The 24,134-nt window shown below is 38.0% G+C and carries 22 protein-coding genes and 1 pseudogene; 8 read left to right on the top strand and 15 right to left on the bottom strand.

Annotated features, from left to right (window positions below; translation table 11 throughout):
- Positions 1 to 653: 653 nt before the first annotated feature.
- Positions 654 to 1,772 carry an IS110 family RNA-guided transposase gene (locus BN6556_RS21315; RefSeq protein ID WP_066188741.1) on the top strand — a complete coding sequence of 373 codons (1,119 nt, stop codon included), beginning with the start codon at positions 654 to 656 and terminating at the stop codon, positions 1,770 to 1,772.
- Positions 1,773 to 2,593: 821 nt separating this feature from the next.
- Here the strand turns inward: BN6556_RS21315 and BN6556_RS21310 are convergent.
- Positions 2,594 to 3,112 carry a type 1 glutamine amidotransferase domain-containing protein gene (locus tag BN6556_RS21310; RefSeq protein ID WP_148436848.1) on the bottom strand — a complete coding sequence of 173 codons (519 nt, stop codon included), beginning with the start codon at positions 3,110 to 3,112 and terminating at the stop codon, positions 2,594 to 2,596.
- Between the two features lie 154 nt (positions 3,113 to 3,266).
- Here BN6556_RS21310 and BN6556_RS21305 point away from each other — a divergent pair, with 154 nt between their 5' ends.
- The 6 genes from BN6556_RS21305 (at position 3,267) to BN6556_RS21280 (ending at position 10,366) form a co-directional block, all read left to right on the top strand.
- Positions 3,267 to 3,659 carry a GIY-YIG nuclease family protein gene (locus BN6556_RS21305; protein WP_066196216.1) on the top strand — a complete coding sequence of 131 codons (393 nt, stop codon included), beginning with the start codon at positions 3,267 to 3,269 and terminating at the stop codon, positions 3,657 to 3,659.
- A 465-nt stretch (positions 3,660 to 4,124) separates the two neighbouring features.
- Positions 4,125 to 5,105, top strand: a complete 981-nt coding sequence (locus BN6556_RS21300) for a LacI family DNA-binding transcriptional regulator (RefSeq protein ID WP_066196213.1) — start codon at positions 4,125 to 4,127, stop codon at positions 5,103 to 5,105.
- Positions 5,106 to 5,396: 291 nt separating this feature from the next.
- On the top strand, positions 5,397 to 6,875 hold the full coding sequence (locus BN6556_RS21295) for an extracellular solute-binding protein (protein ID WP_066196208.1): 1,479 nt from the start codon (positions 5,397 to 5,399) through the stop codon (positions 6,873 to 6,875).
- Between the two features lie 72 nt (positions 6,876 to 6,947).
- Positions 6,948 to 7,841, top strand: coding sequence for a carbohydrate ABC transporter permease (locus BN6556_RS21290; RefSeq protein ID WP_066196205.1), 894 nt, complete (start codon positions 6,948 to 6,950; stop codon positions 7,839 to 7,841).
- Positions 7,841 to 8,683 carry a carbohydrate ABC transporter permease gene (locus BN6556_RS21285; RefSeq protein ID WP_066196203.1) on the top strand — a complete coding sequence of 281 codons (843 nt, stop codon included), beginning with the start codon at positions 7,841 to 7,843 and terminating at the stop codon, positions 8,681 to 8,683. Before BN6556_RS21290 ends, BN6556_RS21285 begins: the two co-directional genes overlap by 1 nt.
- Before the next feature lie 18 nt (positions 8,684 to 8,701).
- A complete protein-coding gene (locus BN6556_RS21280; RefSeq protein ID WP_066196200.1) occupies positions 8,702 to 10,366 on the top strand; it encodes a glycoside hydrolase family 13 protein in 1,665 nt (554 codons plus the stop codon).
- 230 nt (positions 10,367 to 10,596) lie between these two features.
- Here the strand turns inward: BN6556_RS21280 and BN6556_RS21275 are convergent, their stop codons facing one another.
- From BN6556_RS21275 to BN6556_RS21235, 9 genes are all read right to left on the bottom strand, one after another.
- Positions 10,597 to 11,268: a GOLPH3/VPS74 family protein gene (locus BN6556_RS21275; protein WP_066196197.1), complete on the bottom strand. Its 672-nt coding sequence runs from the start codon at positions 11,266 to 11,268 to the stop codon at positions 10,597 to 10,599.
- 18 nt (positions 11,269 to 11,286) lie between these two features.
- Positions 11,287 to 11,535 carry a YfzA family protein gene (locus BN6556_RS21270; protein WP_066196195.1) on the bottom strand — a complete coding sequence of 83 codons (249 nt, stop codon included), beginning with the start codon at positions 11,533 to 11,535 and terminating at the stop codon, positions 11,287 to 11,289.
- 42 nt (positions 11,536 to 11,577) lie between these two features.
- The gene (locus BN6556_RS21265; protein ID WP_066196192.1) at positions 11,578 to 12,189 is read right to left on the bottom strand and encodes an ABC-2 transporter permease; all 612 of its coding nucleotides are present in this window, start codon (positions 12,187 to 12,189) and stop codon (positions 11,578 to 11,580) included.
- A complete protein-coding gene (locus BN6556_RS21260) occupies positions 12,182 to 13,051 on the bottom strand; it encodes an ABC transporter ATP-binding protein (protein ID WP_066196189.1) in 870 nt (289 codons plus the stop codon). Before BN6556_RS21260 ends, BN6556_RS21265 begins: the two co-directional genes overlap by 8 nt.
- Positions 13,052 to 13,205: 154 nt before the next feature.
- Positions 13,206 to 14,060 carry an ABC transporter ATP-binding protein gene (locus tag BN6556_RS21255; RefSeq protein ID WP_066196184.1) on the bottom strand — a complete coding sequence of 285 codons (855 nt, stop codon included), beginning with the start codon at positions 14,058 to 14,060 and terminating at the stop codon, positions 13,206 to 13,208.
- A 5-nt stretch (positions 14,061 to 14,065) separates the two neighbouring features.
- Complete coding sequence (locus tag BN6556_RS21250) at positions 14,066 to 14,437, bottom strand: GntR family transcriptional regulator (protein WP_066196181.1); 372 nt, start codon at positions 14,435 to 14,437, stop codon at positions 14,066 to 14,068.
- Positions 14,438 to 14,605: 168 nt separating this feature from the next.
- Positions 14,606 to 15,325: a hypothetical protein gene (locus tag BN6556_RS21245; protein WP_066196178.1), complete on the bottom strand. Its 720-nt coding sequence runs from the start codon at positions 15,323 to 15,325 to the stop codon at positions 14,606 to 14,608.
- Positions 15,326 to 15,883: 558 nt separating this feature from the next.
- Positions 15,884 to 16,546: a lysozyme family protein gene (locus tag BN6556_RS21240; RefSeq protein WP_066196173.1), complete on the bottom strand. Its 663-nt coding sequence runs from the start codon at positions 16,544 to 16,546 to the stop codon at positions 15,884 to 15,886.
- 151 nt (positions 16,547 to 16,697) lie between these two features.
- Positions 16,698 to 17,498: a VLRF1 family aeRF1-type release factor gene (locus BN6556_RS21235; RefSeq protein ID WP_066196170.1), complete on the bottom strand. Its 801-nt coding sequence runs from the start codon at positions 17,496 to 17,498 to the stop codon at positions 16,698 to 16,700.
- A 189-nt stretch (positions 17,499 to 17,687) separates the two neighbouring features.
- On the opposite strand from BN6556_RS21235, the gene BN6556_RS21230 reads away from it, so the two are divergent.
- Positions 17,688 to 19,010 (top strand): DUF2254 domain-containing protein, encoded by a 1,323-nt coding sequence (locus BN6556_RS21230; protein WP_066196167.1) that lies wholly within the window; start codon positions 17,688 to 17,690, stop codon positions 19,008 to 19,010.
- Positions 19,011 to 19,135: 125 nt separating this feature from the next.
- Here BN6556_RS21230 and BN6556_RS21225 read toward each other — a convergent pair whose 3' ends face one another.
- The 5 genes and pseudogenes from BN6556_RS21225 to BN6556_RS21210 all read right to left on the bottom strand — a co-directional run bounded on the left by BN6556_RS21225 (position 19,136) and on the right by BN6556_RS21210 (position 24,115).
- Positions 19,136 to 19,540, bottom strand: coding sequence for a hypothetical protein (locus tag BN6556_RS21225; protein WP_066196164.1), 405 nt, complete (start codon positions 19,538 to 19,540; stop codon positions 19,136 to 19,138).
- Between the two features lie 133 nt (positions 19,541 to 19,673).
- On the bottom strand, positions 19,674 to 20,786 hold the full coding sequence (locus BN6556_RS21220) for an RNA-guided endonuclease TnpB family protein (RefSeq protein WP_066196161.1): 1,113 nt from the start codon (positions 20,784 to 20,786) through the stop codon (positions 19,674 to 19,676).
- Positions 20,787 to 20,797: 11 nt separating this feature from the next.
- Positions 20,798 to 21,196, bottom strand: a pseudogene (tnpA, locus tag BN6556_RS21805) (IS200/IS605 family transposase).
- Positions 21,197 to 21,477: 281 nt separating this feature from the next.
- Positions 21,478 to 22,098, bottom strand: coding sequence for a response regulator transcription factor (locus BN6556_RS21215; RefSeq protein ID WP_066196158.1), 621 nt, complete (start codon positions 22,096 to 22,098; stop codon positions 21,478 to 21,480).
- Positions 22,099 to 22,102: 4 nt separating this feature from the next.
- Entirely contained in the window at positions 22,103 to 24,115 is a 2,013-nt protein-coding gene (locus BN6556_RS21210; RefSeq protein WP_066196155.1) for a sensor histidine kinase, read from the bottom strand.
- Positions 24,116 to 24,134: the final 19 nt, after the last annotated feature.

Raw genomic sequence — 24,134 nt, 5'->3', positions numbered from 1 at the left:
AAACAGCCACTGAACTGGCGATAAGATAGATTATGTTAAGTAGCCCACTTTCCTTAGTGGTGAGTTTGACCGGATTTTTTGTGCTAGGCGAGCGCTGCGGGAATATGCTGCGCTTTCCATGGGGACGGCTTCAGCTAACTAAAAAGAAAAGCACTTTTTAGTGGATCTTCAGCTCGTCCTGTTCCCATAGGAGTCTCCGCATATTCCCTCCGCTAGGTAAAAGTACAACAATGGTTGTTACTGCTAGAATGAAGGGTTCTAGGTACCTAGACAGTGTTGTAGCGAAAGGAGAAAATCGTCAGCTGATTCTTCGGTTGCGTAATGATCATGCTACAAATATAAAAGTCATAACGTAGGATCAAACCGTTCTCAGAAAAAGGTTATGCGGTTTGCTTATTGGCAGAAATATAGTGTCTAGAACACTTCATCTTCGCAACCATTCGATTGTAGTGCTACTACCCAGCGGAGGAAATAGGTGGAGACTCCTGCGAGAAAAGCGCAGTGTGAAGACCCCGCAGGAAGCGTTCTTTGCTGACGAGTTATCATGAACGAAACTAGCTCCTTACTTGTAATTTCGTAGGTTAATCTGGTTAGACTGACTACTAAAGAAACAAAACCAAATGAGAGCTACATTACGAAAGGAGCTAGTTATTATGAAGGATACCACTAAATACGTTGGATTAGACGTGCACAAGGGAAAAATTTCAGTTGCTATTGCAGAGGAAGGGCGAGAAAAACCAAGATATTGGGGAGTCGTCCCTCACAAGTATGAAAGCATTAGAAGGTTAGTAAAGAAATTAGGCGATCCTACATCCCTTCGAATTTGTTATGAAGCGGGGCCAACAGGCTACAAACTGCACAGATTCTTTCTTAGTCTTGGAATAGAATGTGATGTCATTGCTCCCTCTCTTATTCCCCAAAAGCCTGGTGAGAGAATCAAAACGGATAAAAGGGATGCTGTTAGACTCGCTCAACTATTTCGTGCCGGCGAATTAACATCTATTTATGTGCCGACCGAAGATGATGAAGCTCTTCGTGATTTAGTTCGGGCAAGGGAAGATGCAAAAGAAGATGAGTCAAGGGCAAAACATCGGTTAACCAAATTTCTGTTACGGCACCATATCTATCCTCCAGAAGGGGTAAGAACGTGGACCTATAAGTATCGGGAGTGGTTAAGTACTTTGACATTCGAACGGTCTGCTTCAAGCACTGTCTTTCAGGAATCTTTTCATCAATTACAGGAGATTGAACAGCGTGTAAAAAGGTATGAAGAAGAGATAAAAACACAAGCAACGGAAGGTGTACATGCCCAAAAAATTCAGGCACTACAGGCTTTGAGAGGGGTGGCTTTAATTACAGCTACAAGCCTCGTAGCTGAGATTGGATCATTCAAAAGATTTGTTCACCCCAAACACTTCATGGCTTATGTTGGATTAATTCCAAGTGAGGATTCAAGTGGTGACAGAAGAAATCAAGGGAATGTTACCAAAACAGGAAATCGACATGTGCGTCGTCTATTAATAGAATCCGCTTGGAGTTATCGTTATCAACCGGCCGTAAAAGGGCAGCTGAAAAAAAGGCAAGAAGGTCAGAGTGCCAGTGTTCAAGCAATATCTTGGAAAGCACAAAACCGGTTACACAAAAAATATTATCGATTATTATCCAGAGGAAAAGAAAGTGGTAAAGCGATTACCGCAGTAGCGAGGGAATTAGCAGGTTTTATATGGGCAATTACGCAAGAAATGGAGGATGTTCCTACGTCTAATCTCTAATAAATGATAGAAGCCAGCATACACGTTTTATGAATAAAAATAGAAGAATGAGAATAGGGCCCGAAGGCAAAGAAAAAAACCGGAAAGGAAAACCCACGTGCCTCCTCTGTGCCATTTCTGTATAGAATAACGCACGTCACGAGTTAGTGGAAAAGTCCTTTATACGGAAAGATAAAATGTGAAAACCCACGAATATCAGAATGCAAACCGCAGTAGAGATTTTTGCCTTCGTGCCGTGTTCTTATCCATCTATTCCAAAAATGATGAAGGAGGTAAGATGATTCCTTCTTTAACTAAAAAGAGTGTCTCACCTCTTCGAATGGTAGTAAAGAAGAGCACTTGACAACCATTCGAAGAGGTGAGAAATGATCGCTAAGTTAAAGAAGAAGCTAGTCTAGCCAGTAGGCTGCACATATAACACCCAGAAAGTAAAGAAGCCAAAAATCGGTTCTCTTCTTAAAGTTTGTCAAAAATAGATTAAAACTTAGTGCAGAGTGGGAGGCTTGACAGTTTCGTTCATATCAGGAGGCTGAGCCAAGACATGGAGGTTCGCAGGCTAAGATCACGACCTCCTGTCGTAACGCCTGCACTTGCATGTCCTATGCATCGAAGCGGAACCTATTTTCGGAGCGTTTCCTAGCATTGACAAACAATCAACTTTACTACATGGAATAATGGAACTAGATACTTTACATCATCCATCTTATCGGTATCACCATTCGTTCAAGATCAAAATCGGTCCACATCCTTTCATACTCAGAATTTTATACTTTCTTATCTTTCAAGAAAAAGAGAGCAGTCATCACTGCCCTCTTCCTCCTTTAAGATGCCAATACGTTTAACGATTCACGTTTGAATGCTGGTAAATCACCCGGTGTACGGCTAGTTACTAGTTGATTTTGGCAAACAAACACTTCTTCATCTTTGAATTTCGCGCCGGCATTTTCCATATCGACCTGGATTGACTTAAATCCTGTAGCACCACGACCGTCTAACGTCCTTGCTGTAATCAACAACTGAGGACCATGACAAATCGCAAAAACCGGCTTCATCTCATCCATGAAATGCTTGGCAAACGCCACAAAGCGGTCATCCGCCCGCAGTATATCCGGAGAAAAACCACCAGGAATAAATAGGGCATCGAAATCACCCGGTGATACGCCGTCTATCCCTTTATCAATGGTAATTGTCGCCTCGCCTTGTTTTCCTTCTACTTGCTTACCAGCTTCTTTCTCAATCGTTACGACTTCATGACCTGCATCCTGAAACGCCTGTGCAGGATCTGTATATTCCACATCTTCAAACATATCGGTAATTACGGTTGCAATTTTAGCCATTATCATACACTCCTTTTTGTAATCTAAGGTTAGTATGCCCTACATTGTCCATAATACCACGAGTAGGAAAGGACTAAACATATTCACCTTAGATCGTTGATTAATCCGGTACACTGCGTTATAATTTCTTCCATTCTAATCATTAGAGGTGAGAAAGATGGAGCAGGTTACTTATTCCGTTAATCAAGAAGACACTCTCTATGCTATCAAAGGCTATTTACCTGAAGCACAAACCATCACCATTGGAAAATTAGGAACATTTGATTTTGACAAAGGATGGTATGTATATGTCGGCAGTGCCAAACGCCATATAACAGCAAGGATTCAGAGGCATCTGCAAGTCGAAAAGAAACAGAGTTGGCATATCGATTATTTGCGGCCATTTTTGCGGGTCGAAGTAGTGCAGACTTATCCCGGAGAAGAAGGGGAGTGTGCACTTTTTCAGCGTTTAAGAACAGAACTTAATGCCGTTATGCCTGTAAAAGGGTTTGGGTCGTCTGATTGTAGGTGTTATGCGCATTTGTTTTATGTAAGGAGAGGGAGTTTTTAATGTCGCACGCACAAGACGAGATGGGATAATTTTTTCATCCTGTATTAGTCTTTCTTAAATAACGGTCTCGGGTACTCCTGATCTTTGCGTTTACACAGTCACATTAACCCTTTTTATAATTTCTCGTGCGTGGGTTAATGGCGAGCTTTAAAACATACCCATTTTCTGGGCTGAATCTTTGTAAACGATAGCTCCATGAATGATAATAAGTTTTTAATTGGAAATATTCTTTTGAAACACTTTAAGGAATGTGGTATTCTTTTTTATGAGGACACCTCTTCTGTAGTTTGTCGGTTGGTAACTTCAATCTACAAGAAGGAGGTCTTTTTTCTATCCGCACTTGGATATTATTGGTTAATTATTACTCGCGATCTAACAAAGAAAATATAAGAAGGTTATGTTTATACATTGATCGGTACCATTCATAAAATAAAATATTATTAAATACATAGGAAGTGATCTCTGATGGCAACTATTGAAGACGTAGCGAAAAAAGTAGGAGTATCCGTAACAACTGTGTCAAGAGCATTAAATAACCACCCTTATGTCTCTGAAAAAACACAAAAATTAATTTTTGAGGCTATGGAAACCATGAATTACACGCCAAATAGGATTGCACAACAACTGAGAGGAAAACAAACTAAATTAATTGGAGTAATTATCTCGAGAGTTACTAATCCTTTCTTCTCATATTTAGTTGATGCCATTGAGCAAGTGGCTTATAGGAATGGCTACCAGGTGGTAGTGTTGCAGACACTGGAAGATAAAAATAGAGAAATTAATTTTTTGCAAATGTTACAAGCAAAACAAATAGATGGTTTGATAATGACAAATGCAGAAAATAGCTATAAAACATTAAAAAGATACATAGATTTGAGTAAAGTAGTCATTTGTAATCGATACACAGCTAATGATGAAATGCCTATTATTAAAATTGATGAACACCTAGCTACTCACGAGGCTGTAACTTATCTTTTAACAAAAGGTTATACAAACATTGCATATCTAACCGGAGGGTCCATTCAAGACACTGACTTTCGTTTGCAAGGTTTTATATCTGCACATCAAAGCTTTGGAGTATCTTACAATGAAGAATTATTTTTTCCAAATATCTTAACTATTGAAGATGGTAAAAACTGGACTAAAACTATCTGTTCCTTTCCAAAAAAACCAGATGCCGTATTTGCTAATGGTGATTTAGTTGCCGCAGGAGTAATTGGTCAATCATATGATGAGAATATAAAAATCCCCGATGAACTTGCGGTATTAGGCTTTGATGACCAGCCTATTGCTTCTTTGGTTTATCCAAAACTAACCACTATTCGTCAACCTATACAAGAAATGGGAGAATACGCAGCGGAGATCTTATTTTCAAAATTATTAGGAACTAGGGCACCTAAACAAATAGATTTAAAAACATCACTGATTATTAGAGAATCAACGTAGACTATGTTATAACTCAAAAAGGGTCATAGTTAGATCTCACTACCTTGTTCCGGCGAGGATACTACTTATAAATATAATTCAATGTTCTAACCAATATCAAAAATACATCAAAACTAGTTACCACTTCTAAAGCCTTTGATATACAAGTAAATTCTACTTATATATCAAGGATTCTTAAAATAATCATATGAAAACGATTGACATATGAAAACGGTTGACATATAATTATTTTTGAGAAATCACTTCATGAAGTTATATTTTTTTATTAATGTTTAAGGGGAGGATTTATACATGAAAAAAATGGTTAGTTTATCTATTTTATTTTTAAGCGCTTTATTTATAGGCGGTTGTTCAAGTAGTGGCGGATCTAGTTCAGGTGAAGATATTTACATCTTTAATACAAAAAGTGAAATAAGTGATTCATTAGATCAATTAGCATTGGATTATGAAGAAGAAACTGGTAAAACGATAAAGACATTTTCTCCAGGGTCTGGCGCTGATGTCACAGAAACCATGAATGTTGAGATGAATTCCAACGCTGCGCCTACCATTTATGCAACAAACAGTTTAGTTACTTGGGGACCTGATGATGGTGATTTCATGTACAATATGCAAAAATCCACAAACGATGAACTGCAACAATTGGCGGATGAAGTTCCAGATAATCTGAGATTAAACGTAGACAATGATACAAATTTCGGAATACCATACACGCTTGAAGGTTATGGTTACATTGTTGATAAAAAATTGTTAGCAGATTTATTTCCGGAAGCTGATTTTGAAGCATTATTTGAGGATCTTCGAACAGTAAACTACGAAGAATTCATTGATTTCACAGATAAAGTAGACGCATTTATTCAAAACGATGAAACAAGTACTATTTCTCTAAATGGCAATGAGTATAGCCTAGCTGATGAAAAAACAGAATTAACATCTAATTTAACCGGTATCTTTACAGAAGCTGGTGCTGAGAAATGGACCTACTCTGATCACATGATTAATGTTCCAATGAATACAGTATTTGAAAGCTACTCCGATGCTCTTTATTCGGAACCAGATGATTTCGAACAAGTTAAAGGAGCACTTATTAAATATATGGAAGTTTTAGAATATAATACTTCTCATGCAGCAGGCGATGAAGGACCTATGACACGTGGTTCCGAATTCATTAATGGTACGGTTGGTAGTTATGATAATTCATTGCAATTATTTTCAGAGCATAAAGGATTATTTTTAAAACAAGGGAACTGGATATATCCCGAATTAGCAAAAATAAATGAAGAAATGTTACCATCTTTGGATATTATCCCTATTAAAATGCCTTTTGAAGATGATGATATTCATTTAGATAATTGGACTGTCGAAGACTATAATCAAACCATTCCTACTTTTGTTCCAAACTACTGGATTATTAATAAAAAAGCAGATGAAGAACAAATTGAAGATGCAGAAGATTTTATTGTATGGTTATATACTTCTGATCGCGGCTTAGAATTCTTGAGAGATCAAGCTGGGTTTATACTATATAATGATATGGAAAATGTAGACAGTGTTAATACACTTAATGCTGCAGTAAGTTCTTATTTAGCTAGTGGAAAAACAATGACAAATCCATTTAATGCTTCACCAGGTAATTTCTTATTTAGCACAGGTGACATTTTAAAAGAAAACTATATGAATACAGAAGAATGGGATCCAGCTACCTACCCTGACTTTGCTGATCAAGTTATTCAAGACTGGGTAGAGTTAAAGCAAGATAGTCAGTACTAACTTAAGCTTCAATGAACCCTTCATTTGCTATTCAATGAAGGGTTTCCATTTTCAATTACAGGAGGCATTGTAATGAATAATGTTTACAAGAAATGGTTTATTCCTTTTTCTATACCTGCCGTATTACTTTTTTTGTTCGTTGTTGTAATCCCATTTATTATTGGATTAATTTATTCTTTTTCAGCATGGAGAGGTGTATATTTTGCTGGGGGAGAAAATGCTTTTCAGGCTTGGGTTGGTTTTGAAAACTATATTAGAGCATTTAATAATGAAGATTTTCGACAAGCCTTTATGTATACAATTAAATTCACTTTATTAGCTGTCGTAGTAGTAAATGTGGTTGCATTAATATTAGCTTTATTAGTAACTAATATCGGAAAAGCAGTTGGTTTTTTCCGAGCTACTTTTTTCCTACCTAATCTATTGGGTGGTTTAGCATTAGGCTTTATTTGGCTGTTTATATTTGAAAACATCTTTTCTATAGTACTTTTTGGACCAGATGGTTTAATTCCTTTCTCAGCTCTTACAAATATGACACAAGATAACACTAAAAATCTTTTTGCTCTGTTACTTCTTGTTGTGTGGCAAATGGCTGGTTATATGATGATCATTTATATTACAGGCTTAAACAACATACCTACCGAATTATATGAAGCAGCAGCAATTGATGGAGCAAATGCTTGGTATAGATTCACAAAAATAACCATACCAATGCTTATGCCATCATTTACCATTGTTCTGTTTTTAGTTCTCTCAAATTGTTTTAAATTACTGGATCAGAACGTCGCATTGACTAATGGTGAGTTTGATACACGTATGCTAGCTTTGCAAATTCTTCGAGTCCCTAGTGATACATCAAACAATTATGGTTTAGCACAAGCACAGGCTGTTATCTTTTTTGTTGTTGTTGCAATTATTGCCTTAACACAAGTAGTGATAACCAAACGTAAAGAGGTGGAGATGTAATGAAAAATTTATCGAAATCTGGTAAAACTACAAATACACTAAAGTATGTATTGTTAATTATCTTAGCAATATACACATTATTTCCAATCAGTTTTCTAATTATAAATTCTTTTAAATCACAAAGTGCGATTGTGAGTACGCCTTTTGCTCTACCGAAAACGTTGGATTTCGCCTATATTCAGCGAGCAATAGATGAAATTAATTTAATCAATTCATTTACGGTAACTGTACTAATTACTGGATTTTCGATTCTGCTTATTGTAGCTGTCTCATCAAGTGTTGCCTGGATGATGGTAAGGTTTAAGAGAAAAATATCATCATTACTATTACTAGTTTTTACATCATCTATGCTCATTCCTTTTCAGTCTGTCATGTATCCATTAATCAATATGTTTGATAACGCAGGACTAAAAAATGGGCTTGGATTAGTGTTTATGTATGGCGGCTTTGGTCTTAGTTTGTCTATATTCTTGTATCATGGTTTTATTAAAAATGTACCACTTGCACTTGAAGAAGCAGCCATTATGGATGGTGCTTCTGTGTTTCAAGTTTATTTTAAAATTATCATGCCGTTGGTTCGTTCAACTACGGTTACCGTTATAATTTTGAACACCATGTGGATTTGGAATGATTATTTGCTACCTTTCTTAGTGATTGGAAATGGAGAGAATAAAACTTTAACTCTATCCATTTATTTTGCTAAAATACAATCTGGGCAATATGGAAATGCTTGGGACCTAATCTTCCCAACTGTACTAATTACTATCATTCCTATCATTATTTTGTTTTTATTTCTACAAAAATTTATTATTCGAGGCGTCTCAGATGGTGCGGTAAAATAGGAGGTTTCAATAGATACTATGAATTGGTGGAAAGAAGATATTGTTTATCAAATATATCCTAAAAGCTTTAAAGATAGCAACAATGACGGTATTGGAGACATAAAGGGAATTATTGAAAAATTAGATTATCTAGAAGATTTAGGTATAAATACTATTTGGATTTGCCCTTTCTTTCAATCTCCTATGATAGATAATGGTTATGATATATCAAACTATTATCAGGTGGATCCCATGTTTGGAACAAATGAAGACTTGTATGAATTAATAGATCAAGCAAAAAAGAAAAATATAAAAATTCTATTTGATCTTGTAGTTAATCACTGCTCCGATCAACATGAGTGGTTTCAAAAAGCTATTGCAGAGCCTAACTCTAAAGAACGAAATTATTTCATTATAAAGAAAAAAGAAGAGATTACTAATTGGCGTGCTATTTTCGGTGGGAATTCTTGGTCTCCATTACCAAATTCTAACGACGAAGAATATTATTTTCATGTTTTTTCTAAAGAACAGCCTGATTTGAATTGGGAAAATCCTGAATTACGTAAAGAAATATATAAAATGATCAATTTTTGGCTGGATAAGGGAATCAAAGGTTTTAGAGTAGATGCCATTACCTATATTAAGAAAAATCAACAATTCCCTAATTTCGCTCCAGACGGATTGGATGGCCTAGCTCATGTAGATAAAGGAAGTATTAACCAACCCGGTATTGAAAGTTTTCTAAAGGAAATGAAAACAGAGACATTTGACAAATATGATTGTATGACTGTAGGAGAAGCAGTCGGTGTACCATATAAGGACTTAGAGCAGTATGTTGGTGATGGTGGTTGCTTTTCAATGATATTTGAATTTTCTTATGACAATCCCAGCATGCCTAGTCAAGGTAATTGGTATGACTATAAGCAGTGGACTGTTGATGAATGGAAACAAAAAATTTATAAAGCTCAAAAACACATTTCCAAAATTGGTTGGTCTCCTACCCATATAGAAAACCACGATAGTCCTCGGTCTATCAATAAATTTTTACATCCAGATCAAATTTGTGGTCATAGTGTGAAAATGTTGGCAACTATCTTTTTCTATTTAAGAAGTACACCTTTCATCTACCAAGGACAAGAACTGGGGATGTCAAACGTACATTTTAATTCGATTGATGATTATGATGATATATCAACCCATGATCATTTCCAAAGAGCTCTAAATGCTGGATTTAAGGAAGAAGAAGCACTACGCTTGATTTCACCAAGAAGTCGTGATAATGCACGAACACCAATGCAGTGGTCAAATAGTAAATATGCTGGTTTTTCTGAGGTGACACCATGGCTAAAAGTAAACTCTAATTATCAGAATGTGAATGTAGATCAGCAGCTTAATGATCCTAAATCAATATTAAATTACTACAAAAAAATGATTGAGTTACGTAAACAAAAAAAATATTGTTCTGTTTTGGTATATGGTGAATTCTCACCTTTGTTCGAAAATATGAAGAATATTGTCGCTTATCAACGAACCAATAATGAGCAAACCATCTACATAATCAATAATTTCCAATCAGAATATTGTGAAATAGAAGTTGAAATGCCTTTTAAAGTTTTATTAAATAATTACACCGATATTACTGTAAGTTCTCAGCGATTAATTTATTTGAAGCCATTTCAGAGTTTAGTGTTAGATATAGAATAATAAGAAAACGAGATATTAATCTAAAAGAGAGAATTTTAGTGGTTGTCACGGAGTATCTGCAGGCATGATCTACGAGCAAAAATTGGTAACAAATGATTTCATATACGCGTACCATTGTTTCATGCCTGCCACTCCATTTGTAATTTCCAAAAAATATCTCATGTCACCTTACTAAATAGAGGAGATACATAAAAAACACTCAAAATGATTACATTTGTTTATCTACTCCCCTATGATCTCGAAGCAGAGCCAGCTGCTGCAAAAATACTGGCATGGATGGAATCTATCGTTGCTTTAACCGCCTGAGGAACTGGTAGATTCTTACTTCGTTTTTTTATTTGTTTTTCAGCTTGCTTTGCTTCTTTTCGATCGGAGAAGACGATGCGAATGAGGTTGCTGACATGGACGAATGACATCAGCACCACGATGCGTTCTTCTTCTTTTGCTAATGCTTCGTGCTTGTTGATTTTTTCTAGAACCACCTGGAAGCTTTTCTTTGTGGTTTGGATAAAATCCGCTCGATCAAACGTGTAGGTATACGATGAAAAAACACCCAAAACTCGTTTTTCCTCCATACTGCCTACCCCAGCATGGTCTAATTTTATCGCCATTTCTCGTGGGAGATTTTTATGTGTTCTTTTTAAGGCGGAAACCCAGTATTTTGGTGTTTTCTTCTTTTTATGTTGCATCACCGTTAGGCTTTCTTGCAACAACGGATCAGCTACTTCTGAATCAATGACTCCTAATTTAGAACGCTGCATTTCTATTTGCCCTTCCAGCACAAGCTCTGCCAGCAATGCACCACTTAGACTGTAGGGCAGTGTGGAAGAAGCTCGTCCATAGGGTCGCTTGGTTTTGGGATCTATCGATAATAAGAAAAGTTGTTCAGCTAACAAAGTCATGCCATCTCTCCTCTATCATTACTTTTGCTTCTTTAACTTTATACCATAGAACGGAAATAACAAAACATGGGCCAAAGCAAACAATAAAACCACGTTAAAGAATGGTGTATCATAAAAATGAAACCAGTCCGTAAACAGTTTTGTCTGCAGCATTTTATCACCAAAACTACCAAATGCAATATCCTGCACAAGGGGTGTACCATCCACAATCAGCAATAGAACATTAAGAGCTAGAAAAAACCCAATTTGAATCAACCAATTTCTCATGCACCTACCACCTTTTTCATTTAATAGGAGAGACGTTGTTTATCAAAATGCTTTTCGCTGATAAATAAATTGACTAACCAACCAGGAAATCAGATAAAGCCCAATTGTGATGACCGCACCACTAAGATAAAGCGTAGCAGTAGATATGCTTGTGAAAAAATTGATAATCCCCTGCAAATCAATCTCTAACAATTGGATAATTGGACCTGAAATAAACACGAATACAATGAAACTAATCACCACTACCGTACTTATGTAACCACGTTTCAATATATAAAATAACGGAAAAGTCAATGCGCCAAACAGCAAAAACAAACCTGCGCCTAATGCTATATCAGTGATGGTATAAGATTTATTGAATAAAGAAAAGAGAATACAGGCTACCCCCATCGCTACCACCATATACACAACCGCTCCCATATATTTTGCAGCAATGATTTCTTTTCTTGTATATGGTAAAGAATTCAGCAGAATATTCGTTTCTGCGGATTCGTCATACGTATAACCGTTCATCGGAATGAACATGCCAACGATAAAGAAAAGCAGAAATGCAGGAAGATGATCGCCGAAAAAAATAAAAAACAAAATAAACGGTAAAAAGATAAGCAATTGTATTTTCTGTATAATCAAATCCTTTTTTATTAAATTAAACATAGGCATGATCCGCTCCTTTCGCATAAAACATAATATCCTCTAGCGTCGCTCTTTCCATTTCAACGCGATTACCAAATAATACTTCTATCTTACTCGCATCATCTGTCAGAGCCTGAAAACCATCAGCAGAACGCTCCACTTTTATAAAGCTTTTTTCTGTATCCGGATCGAGTAAATCTACACTTCCTTTGACTAGCGCGTAACGCTCTTGCACATCCTTCAGCGAATCATGAAAAAGAATATTCCCCTTTTGAATAAAGGTAATATCATCCGCAATTTGTTCTAAATCACTGGTAATATGGGTGGAGAAAAACAATGTTCGACCGCCATCTTTCATCATAGCTTGCAGGATATCGAGCAATTCTCTACGAAAAACGGGATCTAAGCCTGCTGTCGGTTCATCCATCATAATAAACTCTGCTTCATGTGACAAGGCCAGCGCCAAGGATGCCTTCATCTGCATTCCCTTGGAAAAGGTCTTGATCGCTTTATTTAATGGCAGCTCGAACTTTTTTGTGTAATCAGCAAATTGTTTGTCGCTCCAGCGCTTGTAAGAAGGGGCTACGATTTTCTTGATATCCGCTAAGTTTAAATGGGGGTAAAACACATTGCTATCATAAACAAAGCCCAATCGTTCCTTTATTTCTTTTTCATGGTGGGCATAATCCAGTCCAAATACACGTATTTCTCCCGCATCTGGTTGTAAGAGATGCATCATCAGCTTCATGGTTGTGGATTTGCCCGCTCCGTTTGCTCCAATAAATCCGGTTACGCTGCCTTCTTTTATTTGCAGATCGATATTTTCTAAGGCGAATTCCTTAAAGCGCTTGGTGACGCCTTTAAACTCAACTATATTTTCCATCGGTATCACTCCTCGTTTATGCGCATTTTTGTATATATGTTATATAAACACTATAAACTATATATACAATATACACAATGTTTTGTTATTTTGTCAATCGAAATGGATAAAAAAAGAGACCTTAACCTAGGTAAGATCTCCTCCTTCTTTATCGTTATCTATTTTTCACATAAAACATAATGTCCTCCAACGAGGCTCTTTCGATAACCACATGATCACCAAAGACTTCCTTGACTCCTGCAATATCATTGGTTAAAGCCTGAAAACCACTAGAGGAACGATCGATGTTGACAAAATTCGCTTCCGTATCCCGGTCCAGTAAATCCATGTTGCCTTTCACGAGGGCGTACTGATCGCGTAAATCATCAATCGATTGATGAAAAAGGATCTCCCCTTTATCAACCAACGCAATATAATCTGCCAGTCGTTCTAAATCACTAGTAATATGGGTGGAAAAGAATATACTTTTTCGTTCATCCATCATCACTTCTTGAAAAATATCTTGCAGTTGCCTGCGAAAAGTAGGATCTAATCCCGTTGTCGGTTCATCCATCACAATAAGTTCGGCATCATGTGATAAGGCCATCGCTATGGAGGCCTTCATCTGCATCCCCTTGGACAACTTTTTAATCGGTTGATGGAAAGGCAGTTCAAACTGATCGACATATTTCGCAAATTGCTGCTTGTCCCAATGCTGGTAAGCCGGGGCAACGATTTTGCTAATGTCTTTAAGTGATAACGATGGATAGTAGATATTCTGGTCATAAACAAAGCCAATACGACCCTTAATCTCCTTGGCATGCCGCGTATAATCCAGTCCGAATACATGCACTTCTCCTTCATCTGGCTCCAAGAGATTCATGATCAATTTTATCATCGTAGACTTGCCCGCTCCGTTTTCGCCAATAAATCCAGTTATGTAGCCTTGCTTGATCTGTAAATCTACATCTTCTATGGAAAATCCATTAAATGCTTTAGAAACACCGCGCAACTCGATCACGTTATCCATCCCCATCACTCCTCGTACAACAACTTCAATAATTCTTGTAGTTCTTCATAAGGTAATCCAATTTCTCGACTATTAGAGATCACCGCATGTAATTGCTCTTCAATAACTCGCAGCTTTTTTTCACGGATTACATCTAAATTCTGTTCTGCTACAAAAGAGCCTTTGCCAACAATCGAATAGATAAATCCTGACCTTTCCAATTCTTCGTATGCCCTTTTGGTTGTGATCACACTGATTTTTAAATCCTTGGCCAGGCCTCTAATCGAAGGTAGAGCCGTTCCTTCTGGCAATTCTCCAGACAATATTTTTGTCTGGATTTGTTTTAGTATTTGCTCATAAATGGGTTCTTTTGAGCTGTTTGATATCATAATTTGCATGTCGATACCTCTTTTTATACGTTGTTATCTATCCCTATACGTCTTATTATTGTATGTATATCACATAATCACTATATACACTAGTTAACCATCATTGTTTATCTATTTCAAGTTAAAAAAGGGGCTAACGTAAAATCCCTCATGGATTTCGCGATAGTCCCTCTTCTCTTATAGCGAGCCAAAATCAATCCCCGTCAACAGATAACTAACCACGATTAAAAACAATAAATAACCAGTCATCGTCCAATAGAGATCGTATTTCGGCTGTTTCATATTCACGACAAACAAGTAAATATGCAATAAACCATACAGCATTAAAGCAAACACATAGGTAATCACAAACAGGTCCACCATCAAAAAGCCAAAGAAAAGAATAACAAGACAAAATACCAAAGCAAATGGGACATTCACAATCGCATATTGGGTGAGCAATTGCTTATGATCCATCATGCGATCGCCGAAATAGCGCAGCAGCAGATAGACGGAAAGATAACCAATCACAAAGGTAATCACCCATGAAAAGAAGGTGGTTAAGACAAAGACAAACCCTACATCTTCAAAAAAGCTTAATAAACCGTCAAAACCAAATCTATAAAAAAGAAAACTGCAAATACTAATTAACAGGGCTAACACCAATAAGATCAAGCCACTTGTTTCCAGCCGAACCGATTGACCGGAGCTCACCACCTTGTGCGGTCGAATAATAGCGTCTAAGGCAATCCCTTTTGTCTCTTTCATACTCGCTGCAAAATCAAAGTTTAGCGAGTTGCTTTCCTTGGAGGCTTGCTTTTGCTCCTCGCCACCTTCTTGTTCCGCTTGCGTCTCATGAACTGGTTCCTGCTCACTTGTTTCTTCCAGCTCTTCTTGCTGTTTGTTCTCCTGTTCCATTTTATCACTCCATTTTCAGTTATTTGTACGACTCTCTCTTTATCATGCCTATGTATCCCCATATAGTTCTTATACCTAGTATTTACGAGCGATAAACCAAAAAGTTTCAACATCTTGACAAATTAGCCCCTAGTTACTTTATTTGGTACAGGTTTAGCTTGAAGTTGATAAAGGTAATGGAGTTAAGTTAGACTGCCTCCGGTATGTCCCAGTAGCTATCATGACACCCTTGTTTAAAAAAGCATAGTCATGTTTTTCAACTAACTACTAAATAGGATATAATAATTACAGATAGAACATATACTAAAAAAAGCGCTCTTTGCTGCAACACCAAATGCTAGTAGTGCATAGCCTTTCAAGGAGGCAGCTACACAATCCTGTAGTTATAAAATAACCACCATTTTGCTCGCTAGGCTCATCAGTAGTTTTTTGTTCAAATGACAATATCGCTATAATCAAACTTCCAAAAGATGAACCTATTGCAGCTTCCATCTCGTCTTCTACAAAAAAAGAACCCGCCCCTCTCAAATTGGAAGGAACAGATTCTTTGTTTGAAACCTATTGATTTGCTTGCTCGGCCATCTCTTCATCCACGGCTTCCTTATAGCCCATTACCGACGTCACATAATGAATATCGCCATAGCACGCCTCCAGCTCCTCTGCCTCAGCACGCAAACAGGTATAGATGGATTCATCCTTGCCGGATTCCTCATACATATGCTGTGAAAAGGCAATTGCTGCCTCTTCCGAATAGGCTCCTTCTTGATCCTCTTGAACATAATTAATAAAACCATGTCCAAAATTATAGGACTGCACGGCTAATTTGACATCACCATCTGCCTTTTCCAATGCACTTGAAAAGTAAGCTACACCCTTTTCAATCGATTCTTCGACATCCTCAATACAGCCTCGCTCTCCGCAAAAGCTTTCCGAAGATTGCATTGGATCCGTCCCTCTTCCGCCAGACTCCTGCATCATCATGGCCAAGATCGTATCGACATGCTCTTCGACACCCTCTTGTTCGGCATACTTTTCGACTAACGGCCGATGCTCCCACAATGATTCACTTAATCTTGGCAAATGTTCTTCCTGATCTGCTTGTTCGGATGATAGATTGTTTATCAAAAGGGAAACAAACACAAGCACCGCAACGGTGATCAAGCTAGTCCACACGAGGTACTTGATGGCCTCTCCCCATCTTTTCCTTTGGTTCCGATTCATCTGCCTTGCTCCTTTACCGACTTACTTATCCGTAATCATAACACCTATTGAACAAAAGCGCACTTTTCATGGCTTGTTGGGCAGATGAAGCAAGACCTAGTTAAGGGCTTAGCCATCAGGATCGGGATTCTCACGGTTTGTACTGGTCAACCTAGTCTCCCAGTACCTCATCGAGGATTTTATCGGCATCACTGTTTAATAAGTTACGAGGGATGGTTTTATCAATGGTTTTATTAAAATAATCCTTCAACGGTTCTACTTCATTCTTTTCACCAACGAGATATATTTGTTCCCAATTTCGTTGGCCAGCCCTTTTTTCCATCTTGGCAACCAACGCTTTAAACCACCGTTGTTGATGTTCTTTCACGCGTGCTTTGAATTCATCTTTTTTGGCTCCGCCTTGTGTGATATCATCACCCTGTGGGCCTTGGTGTTGGCGCCAATCATTCGTGTTCAGATCCAAGGTATAGTGCGAGTGATCCACCAACGTCCCCAACTCTGTTTCAAGAACGGCAACTTCGTCTTGTTGAATGACGATGATACCTGTGTAAGGATACGCCTGCTCCAGTTTTTTCAATTGGTCGAGGGCAGGTTCATTCTCCCAATGAAAGGCTGTTTCGACGGGAATATGCAAAGCTTGTGTAAACCATAAATCTTCATCTGCCGTCCCGAAAAGAACGAAACCTCTAAATAATTCTTTTCTCGCTTCTCGATCATAAACCTCTTGCTCCACCTTTTGCCGAATCGTCTTGGATTGATTTTTTTCCTCATGGGAGCTGCTTTCCTTTGTTGCATCTGCCAGGTCTTTCAATCCGTTTTTTAATTCGATTTTCCAGGCCCCTCCTTGTTGTTCAGGGTCTCTATGGTCGGTATTCAGATACACAGAAAGTACCTTTTGCGGTTCCTCGTAACTGATTTGTTTGAGTTGCTTGATTTTATCTTGTAAAAGCATGAACTAACTCTCCTTTATATTTTTTATATCTTCTGCATGGTAAGAAGACTTGTTCAGTCGTTGTTCCCGCTGTTAATGAACCCTAAACATCTGCAAGACTCATCGTTTTTCTGCTTTTTCGTTTCATTTTATACAAAAAGGGAAAGGATGATAAGGCGAGAGGAAACTTTATGAGAAAAGAGGGATAACGTGAAAAACACCACATTCTGGACAACCGCTCGCGACAGTTTCTGGTTTTTACCTGTCGTATATGGGGTATGTTCTATCATTGCAGCAGGAGTAATCACGACACTGGATGTTTGGCTCGTCCCTAAAGCGTCCGACAGTATACCGAATATCTTACTAACCGGCCAAAGTATAGCAAAACAGCTTTATGCTGCCTTAATTACAGCGATGCTGACAATGACAACGATCAGCTTCTCAACGATTATGGTGATGCTGACAACCTATTCATCCCAATTTTCCCCTCGTGCCTTACAGGACTTTATGCAGAGCAAGATCACCCAGCATGTGTTGGGTGTTTACACATTTGGTTTTCTTTTTGTGCTCATTAACTTATGGTTATTGACAGAAACAAACCAACAAGATTTGCTTAGTCCTTTTTTCACGGTTATCATTACGATGATTTCACTTGGCTTTTTTATTTTGTTTATCCATTTTTCTGCACGATGGGCCCAAGTAAACTTCTTAATTGGCGTCATTCGTAACAAGACGTCCGCATTAATCAGCGAAACATTTGTAGAACGAACGTATGGAGAACATCAGCACTGGGAGCCTTCACAAATAGATACGATCAAGGAAAAGGATAGACAGACCATTTATGCTAGGCAATCCGGTTATATTCAGCAAGTCTATTATAATTACCTGATTAACTGGGCTAGTGTGAATAATATGGTGTTAGAATCCACTTTTCAGGTAGGTGATTATGTCCCGAAAGGTATGCCCGTTTTTCACCTTTGGACTTTAGGCGACAAAAACAATAACTTACCCGAACACGACGATTTTTTAGTAATCGGTGATGAACGGACTGATCTGCAGGATATTGGCTTTTCGATTGGAAAATTGGTGGAGATTGCGGTAAAGGCACTATCACCCAGTATGAATGATCCGAATACGGCGATTAATTGTATTCATCGCATTGGTGGTTTGCTTTCCGAGTTAGCGGATCATTATTATCCCGTGACCTATTTTTCAGATAAAAACGGCGACTTGCGCTTCATCATGGAACAAGAAAACTTTCGTGATTACTTATTTCTTAGTTTTTATCAAATCAAACATTATGGAAAAGACGATATCTCCGTTATATATAGCATGGTCGACACATTATACAAGATGGCTGTCGTCAGTGAGGCGGCGATTCAAAAAGAAGTATGGAATTTCACGCAATACACCTTGGAAGCCGTCGATAGTAGCAATCTCTCAGCAATGGAGTATCAACATCTAAAAGATATCACCGAAAAATTCGCGCATTTCTGCGGGGAAGAATGGGATGGGGAAAAGGCAGAAGGATGATCACTCGAGTTCTTCCTTCTGCGGGTTGTTTAGGGTGGTGTATTTTGAATTTAAAAAAGCCTACTATTCCATGAGCGCCATAGTCCTACTCTACATTGATATCAAATACAAAAGTAGCTTCGCCATCAGGCCAGATTGCTTCCATAAATATAAACACCTGTCTTTGATGGCGTGGTAATGGTATCATCTTCTATACTCACTTCGGTCGATTGTTCATCCTCTGACCATTCCAAAACGGTAAGAGATGGTTGATCTTCTACTGCAATTTTTATCTCCGTATTCTTTGGCAGTGTCCTATTTTCAAAATCGTCAGCTACTTCCTGTGCAGATTTCTCTCCAACGGAATAGAGGTCTACTTCCTCTCCATCTGAGGAATAATTCGCTGTTATCATTTCATATTCCTCTTGTTCCACGATAATCTTTCCTGAAACCGGAATTTGATCACTTTCTGAGGTGCAACCTAGCAATGTTGTACAACCGATGACACTTAACACACTGATCACAAACGTTCGTAAACTCAATGGATTCACCTTCGTGAACTACTCCCACCACTTACCACCCTTGCGGGTTGCTTGAAGTGGGGGCTTCTTGGGTAATCGCCACTTTTGGTAGCTAACGAAATTGACCAAGCTAACCCTCTTGTTCCAAGAGTTTATATCATTTTTAGGCAGTTGCCAATAAGCGAATTCCTTCTTTTTTGATATTGAGTGCTGAATTGTAATCCCTATCAATGTTTAGTCCACAAGCACATTGATAAGTACGTTCTGATAATTCGATTTCTTTTACTGAACCACAGTTCGAACAAGTTTTTGTAGAGGGAAACCATTTATCTATTTTGACAAGTTGTTTACCTTGTTCTTTTAGTTTGTACTGTAAGAAAGAAGTGAACATTCCCCACCCATTATCAGCGACACTTTTTCCAAACTTTAGTGCCTGTGACATCCCTTTCATGTCTAAATCTTCGATCACAACAGCGTCAAAGTTAGACACTAACTCCTTTGATTTATGATGGAGAAAGTTGTTACGTTGATTTGCAACTTTTTCTTGAGTTTTAGCTACCCTAATACGTTGTTTATTCCAATTTGCAGAGCCTTTCTTTTTACGAGAAAGCTTGCGTTGTTCTTTCGCTAATTTCTCAAGCATTTGTCGATAAAACTTGGGGTAATTGGCTTTCTCACCCTTACTATCTACAAATAGTCCATCCATCGCAAAGTCTAAACCAACAACTTTTTCAATTTCTTTGCTTTCAATCTCCTTCTCGTACTCTGTAAGAATAGAAATATAGTATTTTCCTGATGAAGTCATAGATAAGGTACAAGATTTGATTTTGTATTCTGAAGGGATTTCCCTATGTTTCTTGATTTTAACCATTTTAAGTTTAGGTAATTTGATATGACCATCCAACAACTGAATATTTCCATTTACTACATTCGTTGTGTAGCTTTGTCTGTGTCGTTTACTTTTGAATTTTGGAAACTTGGCATTCCCCTTGAAGAAGGCTTTATAAGCCTTATCTACGTTTAATTGTGCGTTCGCCAGCGCTAAAGAGTCCACTTCTTTCAGCCATGCAAACTCCTTTTTATATTTAGCAGGAGTTGGGTGTTTCAAATTTTTCAGTGCTTCTTTATCATCTTTTAGTTTTTCGTATGTTTCTTTGCGCTCTGCTAACATTTTGTTGTAGACAAAACGAACACAACCGAAAGTTTTGCGTATCATCAAAGCCTGTTCATCTGTTGGATACACCCTGAATTTATACGCTTTGTTTTGTTTAGCCATATCAAATCACCTCACTTTATCCCTTGATTTTCAATATATTTTTTCACCACTTCAATAGGTGAACCGCCAGTCGTCAACAAACAAAAACTTCTTGACCAAAACATTTCTTTCCATAGCTTTTTACGAACATGAGGAAACGCCTTCTTGATAAGCCTTGAACTTGCACTTTTGTATGCATTGATGAATCTCGATAATTCACTGTTAGGTTGTGCTTTGAACAAAATATGAACATGGTCAATATCCTGGTTCCACTCGACCAATGTAATATTGTATTTCTCACTCAAGGACACAAATTTGTCTTTAGCATAGTCTTAAACTGTGTCATCAATAACCTTTCCACGATATTTTACAACCAACACAAGATGATAATACATCAAGAATACTGAATGATTATTACTATCTAATTTCATTGTCAAATCAGCCCCTATTTCTTATAATAATGATTATACCACAATGAGAAAAAAGACAAAAAAAAGCCTTTGGGCTATCGCCCAACCGAAATTCATCTCCCCCTTACCGTTGGGCTATGCCCTTCACACGCCTTGAAGGGGGAGACTTCTTTCGGAAATACGTTAAAAGAAATATTCGATCAATCATACCAGTCTAAATCTATCTTAGTAGGAATATGTTTATCGGAGTATGCTCCAATATACGTATGATACCTATTTGGGCTTCAGTTAAGAATCCTTGCTTACTCCTCCTTAAAATTCTCCGGATTTCCAACCAACCCTTCCCTCGCCGCCACCTGTACTGCCTCCATACGGTTTTTCACTGCCAATTTTTTAAATATACTCGTCAATCGATGCTCGATGGTTCGATCAGAAACAAATAAGTCTTCTGCGATAATTTTATTTTTATAGCCTTGGGAAACCTTCTCTAACACTAACAACTCTTCCTCTATTAATCCATACACATTGGATGTAACGTGTTGTTTAGCCGAGAAAGGAAAAATGGTATAACCAGCTACAATCAAATGGATAAATGGCATAAACTCCGATTTCGGCGCTTCCTTACTAACCACACCTCTAATACCCATTTTCGCAAGAGACTCCGGTGTATGCTGCTTCGGAAAACCCGTACAAAGCACTACTTTCCGTTGCGGATCATGCTGCAATAATTTCTGCGCTAACGTCAATCCTGTCATGCCTGCTAAATAGAGGTCCAGTATATATAGGTCAAAGGATGCTTGTAATGATAAAGCCTCCTCCGCTGTCGCTGTATAGGTAACAGAGAATTCTTCATTAGCTTCCAGCATGGATTTGGTGCCTTCTCCTACTAACTGATGATCATCCACAATTAACACGTTTACCATACGCTCACCTCGGTATCGTTATTAAGATTTGTACTGCTCTTCTTGTATCTGTTTTCAACTCCATGCTGCCATCGACACTTTCTACTCTGTTTACGAAGCTGTTTAACCCTGTCCCTCCTTCTTGTAGTGCTTCTTTATCATCAAAACCCTTGCCATCATCCAGATAATCAAGGTAGACATCTGCTGCTGTTTGCCACACATGAACGGTTACGTGTTTAGCATCTGCATGTTGCATCGCATTATTCAGCAGCTCCTCGACCAACCGATAGATGACTCGTGATTTTTGATGATGCTCAAAAGGTTCCGCCTCTATTTCCACATCATAGCGAAACTGAAAAGCAGTCGTTTGCTGAAACTGCACACCTAACTTCTCCAAAGAAGCAGCTAACCCTTGTTGCGATAAGGTAGCAGGCATCATATCTTCACAGGTTTCTCTTGTTTTATCGATGATTTGCTTTACTTTATTTCGAAGTTTTTGTAGCTCTGGTTGATTTTTTTCCTCGGCCAACCTTTCTAGCTCTCGAGAAACATAGATTTGATCTTGTAAAATCGTATCATGAATATCTTCCGCCAACCTGCGTCTCTCTATTTCGCCAAAATGAAACAGAAAACGCGAAGCCTCTGGGGATGTATCCCCTTCCTCCATCAATTGCCTCACCGAGCGTTGATTGCTTCTAATGATCTCATAAGCAAAACGCAGATAAGAAACCAATTGTACCAGCCAATCCTTATCCTCTTGTTGAAAACGCGCTTTACCTTGTTGCTTTCGTATCCATAGATAATCCCATGTATTGGACTGTTTAGCTAGGCAGATACCCATCCTATTTTCATGCTCGATCATGATAGGGCTCCCTTGATTCGCAAGCTGTGAAAAAGGGACCTCTGCAAAATCCGCCTCGCCGATTAGATATTCTCGCTCTAGTTGATCCGTTTGCTCATGGTACGTTAGAACCGTGACATCCACTCTCTCGAACTTTCTATTTATCTCGCGTATCGCCACGTTATCAACCTCTTCTTTGGTCAGGCAGTGTTCCAGTTCGTTCACCAATTTTTCGATAGACTGCACCCGATTGTTCCTGTCTCGAAATAAGAGGTTGCGCAGTCGATAATCGAACTGCTCCTTGATAAAGAAAAATAAAATATTCAACAATAATAACGGGAGAAAGACTTGCAACGTATCCATCAGGTTAAGATCGACATGAAACCAAAATAAAAAGAACAGCAGAAATAACGATTGAAGCAATGCCAGACCACTGTAATAAATAACCCGATTCATCACTAACCTGATCGAAATCATTTTTTTAGCCAAAATCAAGTAGGTATATCCTATTGGAATAATAAAGAAGGCCCAGGCCGTAAGATAGGCATTCACCCATGGCTGACCAAATAAAGACGGGATCACGTGTAAGAGAAAAAACGGAAAAAAAGCCGCAACGGGGACCCCAAGCATCCACGATAATAGCGAGCGTTTTGGCTGGTTTTTATGTAATAGTAAATAGATGACTTTAACTAGTGGTGTGCCTATATTAATGAAAAAGTAAAGGATAAAAACAACTCTAGCAACAGCGTACAACGTATTGGAGAAGTGAGCAAAAACATAGAAACCACTAATTAAAGCCAAAAGAATTAGTCGTATATCATACTTCTTGGGATGATTCCTGCGCACTAACCGATGATTCGCTAATATTTCATGCATAAACTTCTGGAAATACCAGCCGCATAATTGAAAAGTTATAACAAAAGGGAGCACCGTTTCAGAGACACCAACACTTCGGCCTAACGAAGAGGTATATGCTATAGAACCTGCTAATAAAAAATAAATAAGGAAATTACTAGACTTACTATTGACTTGTGTGTTTATAATATAGGTCATGAGGGCTATTATTGTTGAAAAAACAAGTGGTAAATATAATTCATCCAATAAGCTGCCATATTGAGAAAGCAGCTCAAACATCAAGTAAATATGGATGAAATAAAAGATAGCTTTAATGACCTGATATTTTTTTATTCTATCCATTAGTCCTTTGCCCCATTTC

The sequence above is a fragment of the Gracilibacillus timonensis genome (assembly GCF_900086715.1).
Lineage (GTDB): Bacteria > Bacillota > Bacilli > Bacillales > Amphibacillaceae > Gracilibacillus > Gracilibacillus timonensis.
Note: the sequence above shows the minus strand (reverse complement) of the source record. Positions and strands in the feature narration are given on the sequence as shown.

Bases quoted from the DNA above. Each gene is read 5' to 3' on its own strand.
- BN6556_RS21315 (WP_066188741.1), top strand. From the start codon at position 654: ATGAAGGATACCACTAAATACGTTGGATTAGACGTGCACAAGGGAAAA.
- BN6556_RS21305 (WP_066196216.1), top strand. From the start codon at position 3,267: ATGGAGCAGGTTACTTATTCCGTTAATCAAGAAGACACTCTCTATGCT.
- BN6556_RS21300 (WP_066196213.1), top strand. From the start codon at position 4,125: ATGGCAACTATTGAAGACGTAGCGAAAAAAGTAGGAGTATCCGTAACA.
- BN6556_RS21295 (WP_066196208.1), top strand. From the start codon at position 5,397: ATGAAAAAAATGGTTAGTTTATCTATTTTATTTTTAAGCGCTTTATTT.
- BN6556_RS21290 (WP_066196205.1), top strand. From the start codon at position 6,948: ATGAATAATGTTTACAAGAAATGGTTTATTCCTTTTTCTATACCTGCC.
- BN6556_RS21285 (WP_066196203.1), top strand. From the start codon at position 7,841: ATGAAAAATTTATCGAAATCTGGTAAAACTACAAATACACTAAAGTAT.
- BN6556_RS21280 (WP_066196200.1), top strand. From the start codon at position 8,702: ATGAATTGGTGGAAAGAAGATATTGTTTATCAAATATATCCTAAAAGC.
- BN6556_RS21275 (WP_066196197.1), bottom strand. From the start codon at position 11,268: ATGACTTTGTTAGCTGAACAACTTTTCTTATTATCGATAGATCCCAAA.
- BN6556_RS21270 (WP_066196195.1), bottom strand. From the start codon at position 11,535: ATGAGAAATTGGTTGATTCAAATTGGGTTTTTTCTAGCTCTTAATGTT.
- BN6556_RS21265 (WP_066196192.1), bottom strand. From the start codon at position 12,189: ATGTTTAATTTAATAAAAAAGGATTTGATTATACAGAAAATACAATTG.
- BN6556_RS21260 (WP_066196189.1), bottom strand. From the start codon at position 13,051: ATGGAAAATATAGTTGAGTTTAAAGGCGTCACCAAGCGCTTTAAGGAA.
- BN6556_RS21255 (WP_066196184.1), bottom strand. From the start codon at position 14,060: ATGGATAACGTGATCGAGTTGCGCGGTGTTTCTAAAGCATTTAATGGA.
- BN6556_RS21250 (WP_066196181.1), bottom strand. From the start codon at position 14,437: ATGCAAATTATGATATCAAACAGCTCAAAAGAACCCATTTATGAGCAA.
- BN6556_RS21245 (WP_066196178.1), bottom strand. From the start codon at position 15,325: ATGGAACAGGAGAACAAACAGCAAGAAGAGCTGGAAGAAACAAGTGAG.
- BN6556_RS21240 (WP_066196173.1), bottom strand. From the start codon at position 16,546: ATGAATCGGAACCAAAGGAAAAGATGGGGAGAGGCCATCAAGTACCTC.
- BN6556_RS21235 (WP_066196170.1), bottom strand. From the start codon at position 17,498: ATGCTTTTACAAGATAAAATCAAGCAACTCAAACAAATCAGTTACGAG.
- BN6556_RS21220 (WP_066196161.1), bottom strand. From the start codon at position 20,786: ATGGCTAAACAAAACAAAGCGTATAAATTCAGGGTGTATCCAACAGAT.
- BN6556_RS21215 (WP_066196158.1), bottom strand. From the start codon at position 22,098: ATGGTAAACGTGTTAATTGTGGATGATCATCAGTTAGTAGGAGAAGGC.
- BN6556_RS21210 (WP_066196155.1), bottom strand. From the start codon at position 24,115: ATGGATAGAATAAAAAAATATCAGGTCATTAAAGCTATCTTTTATTTC.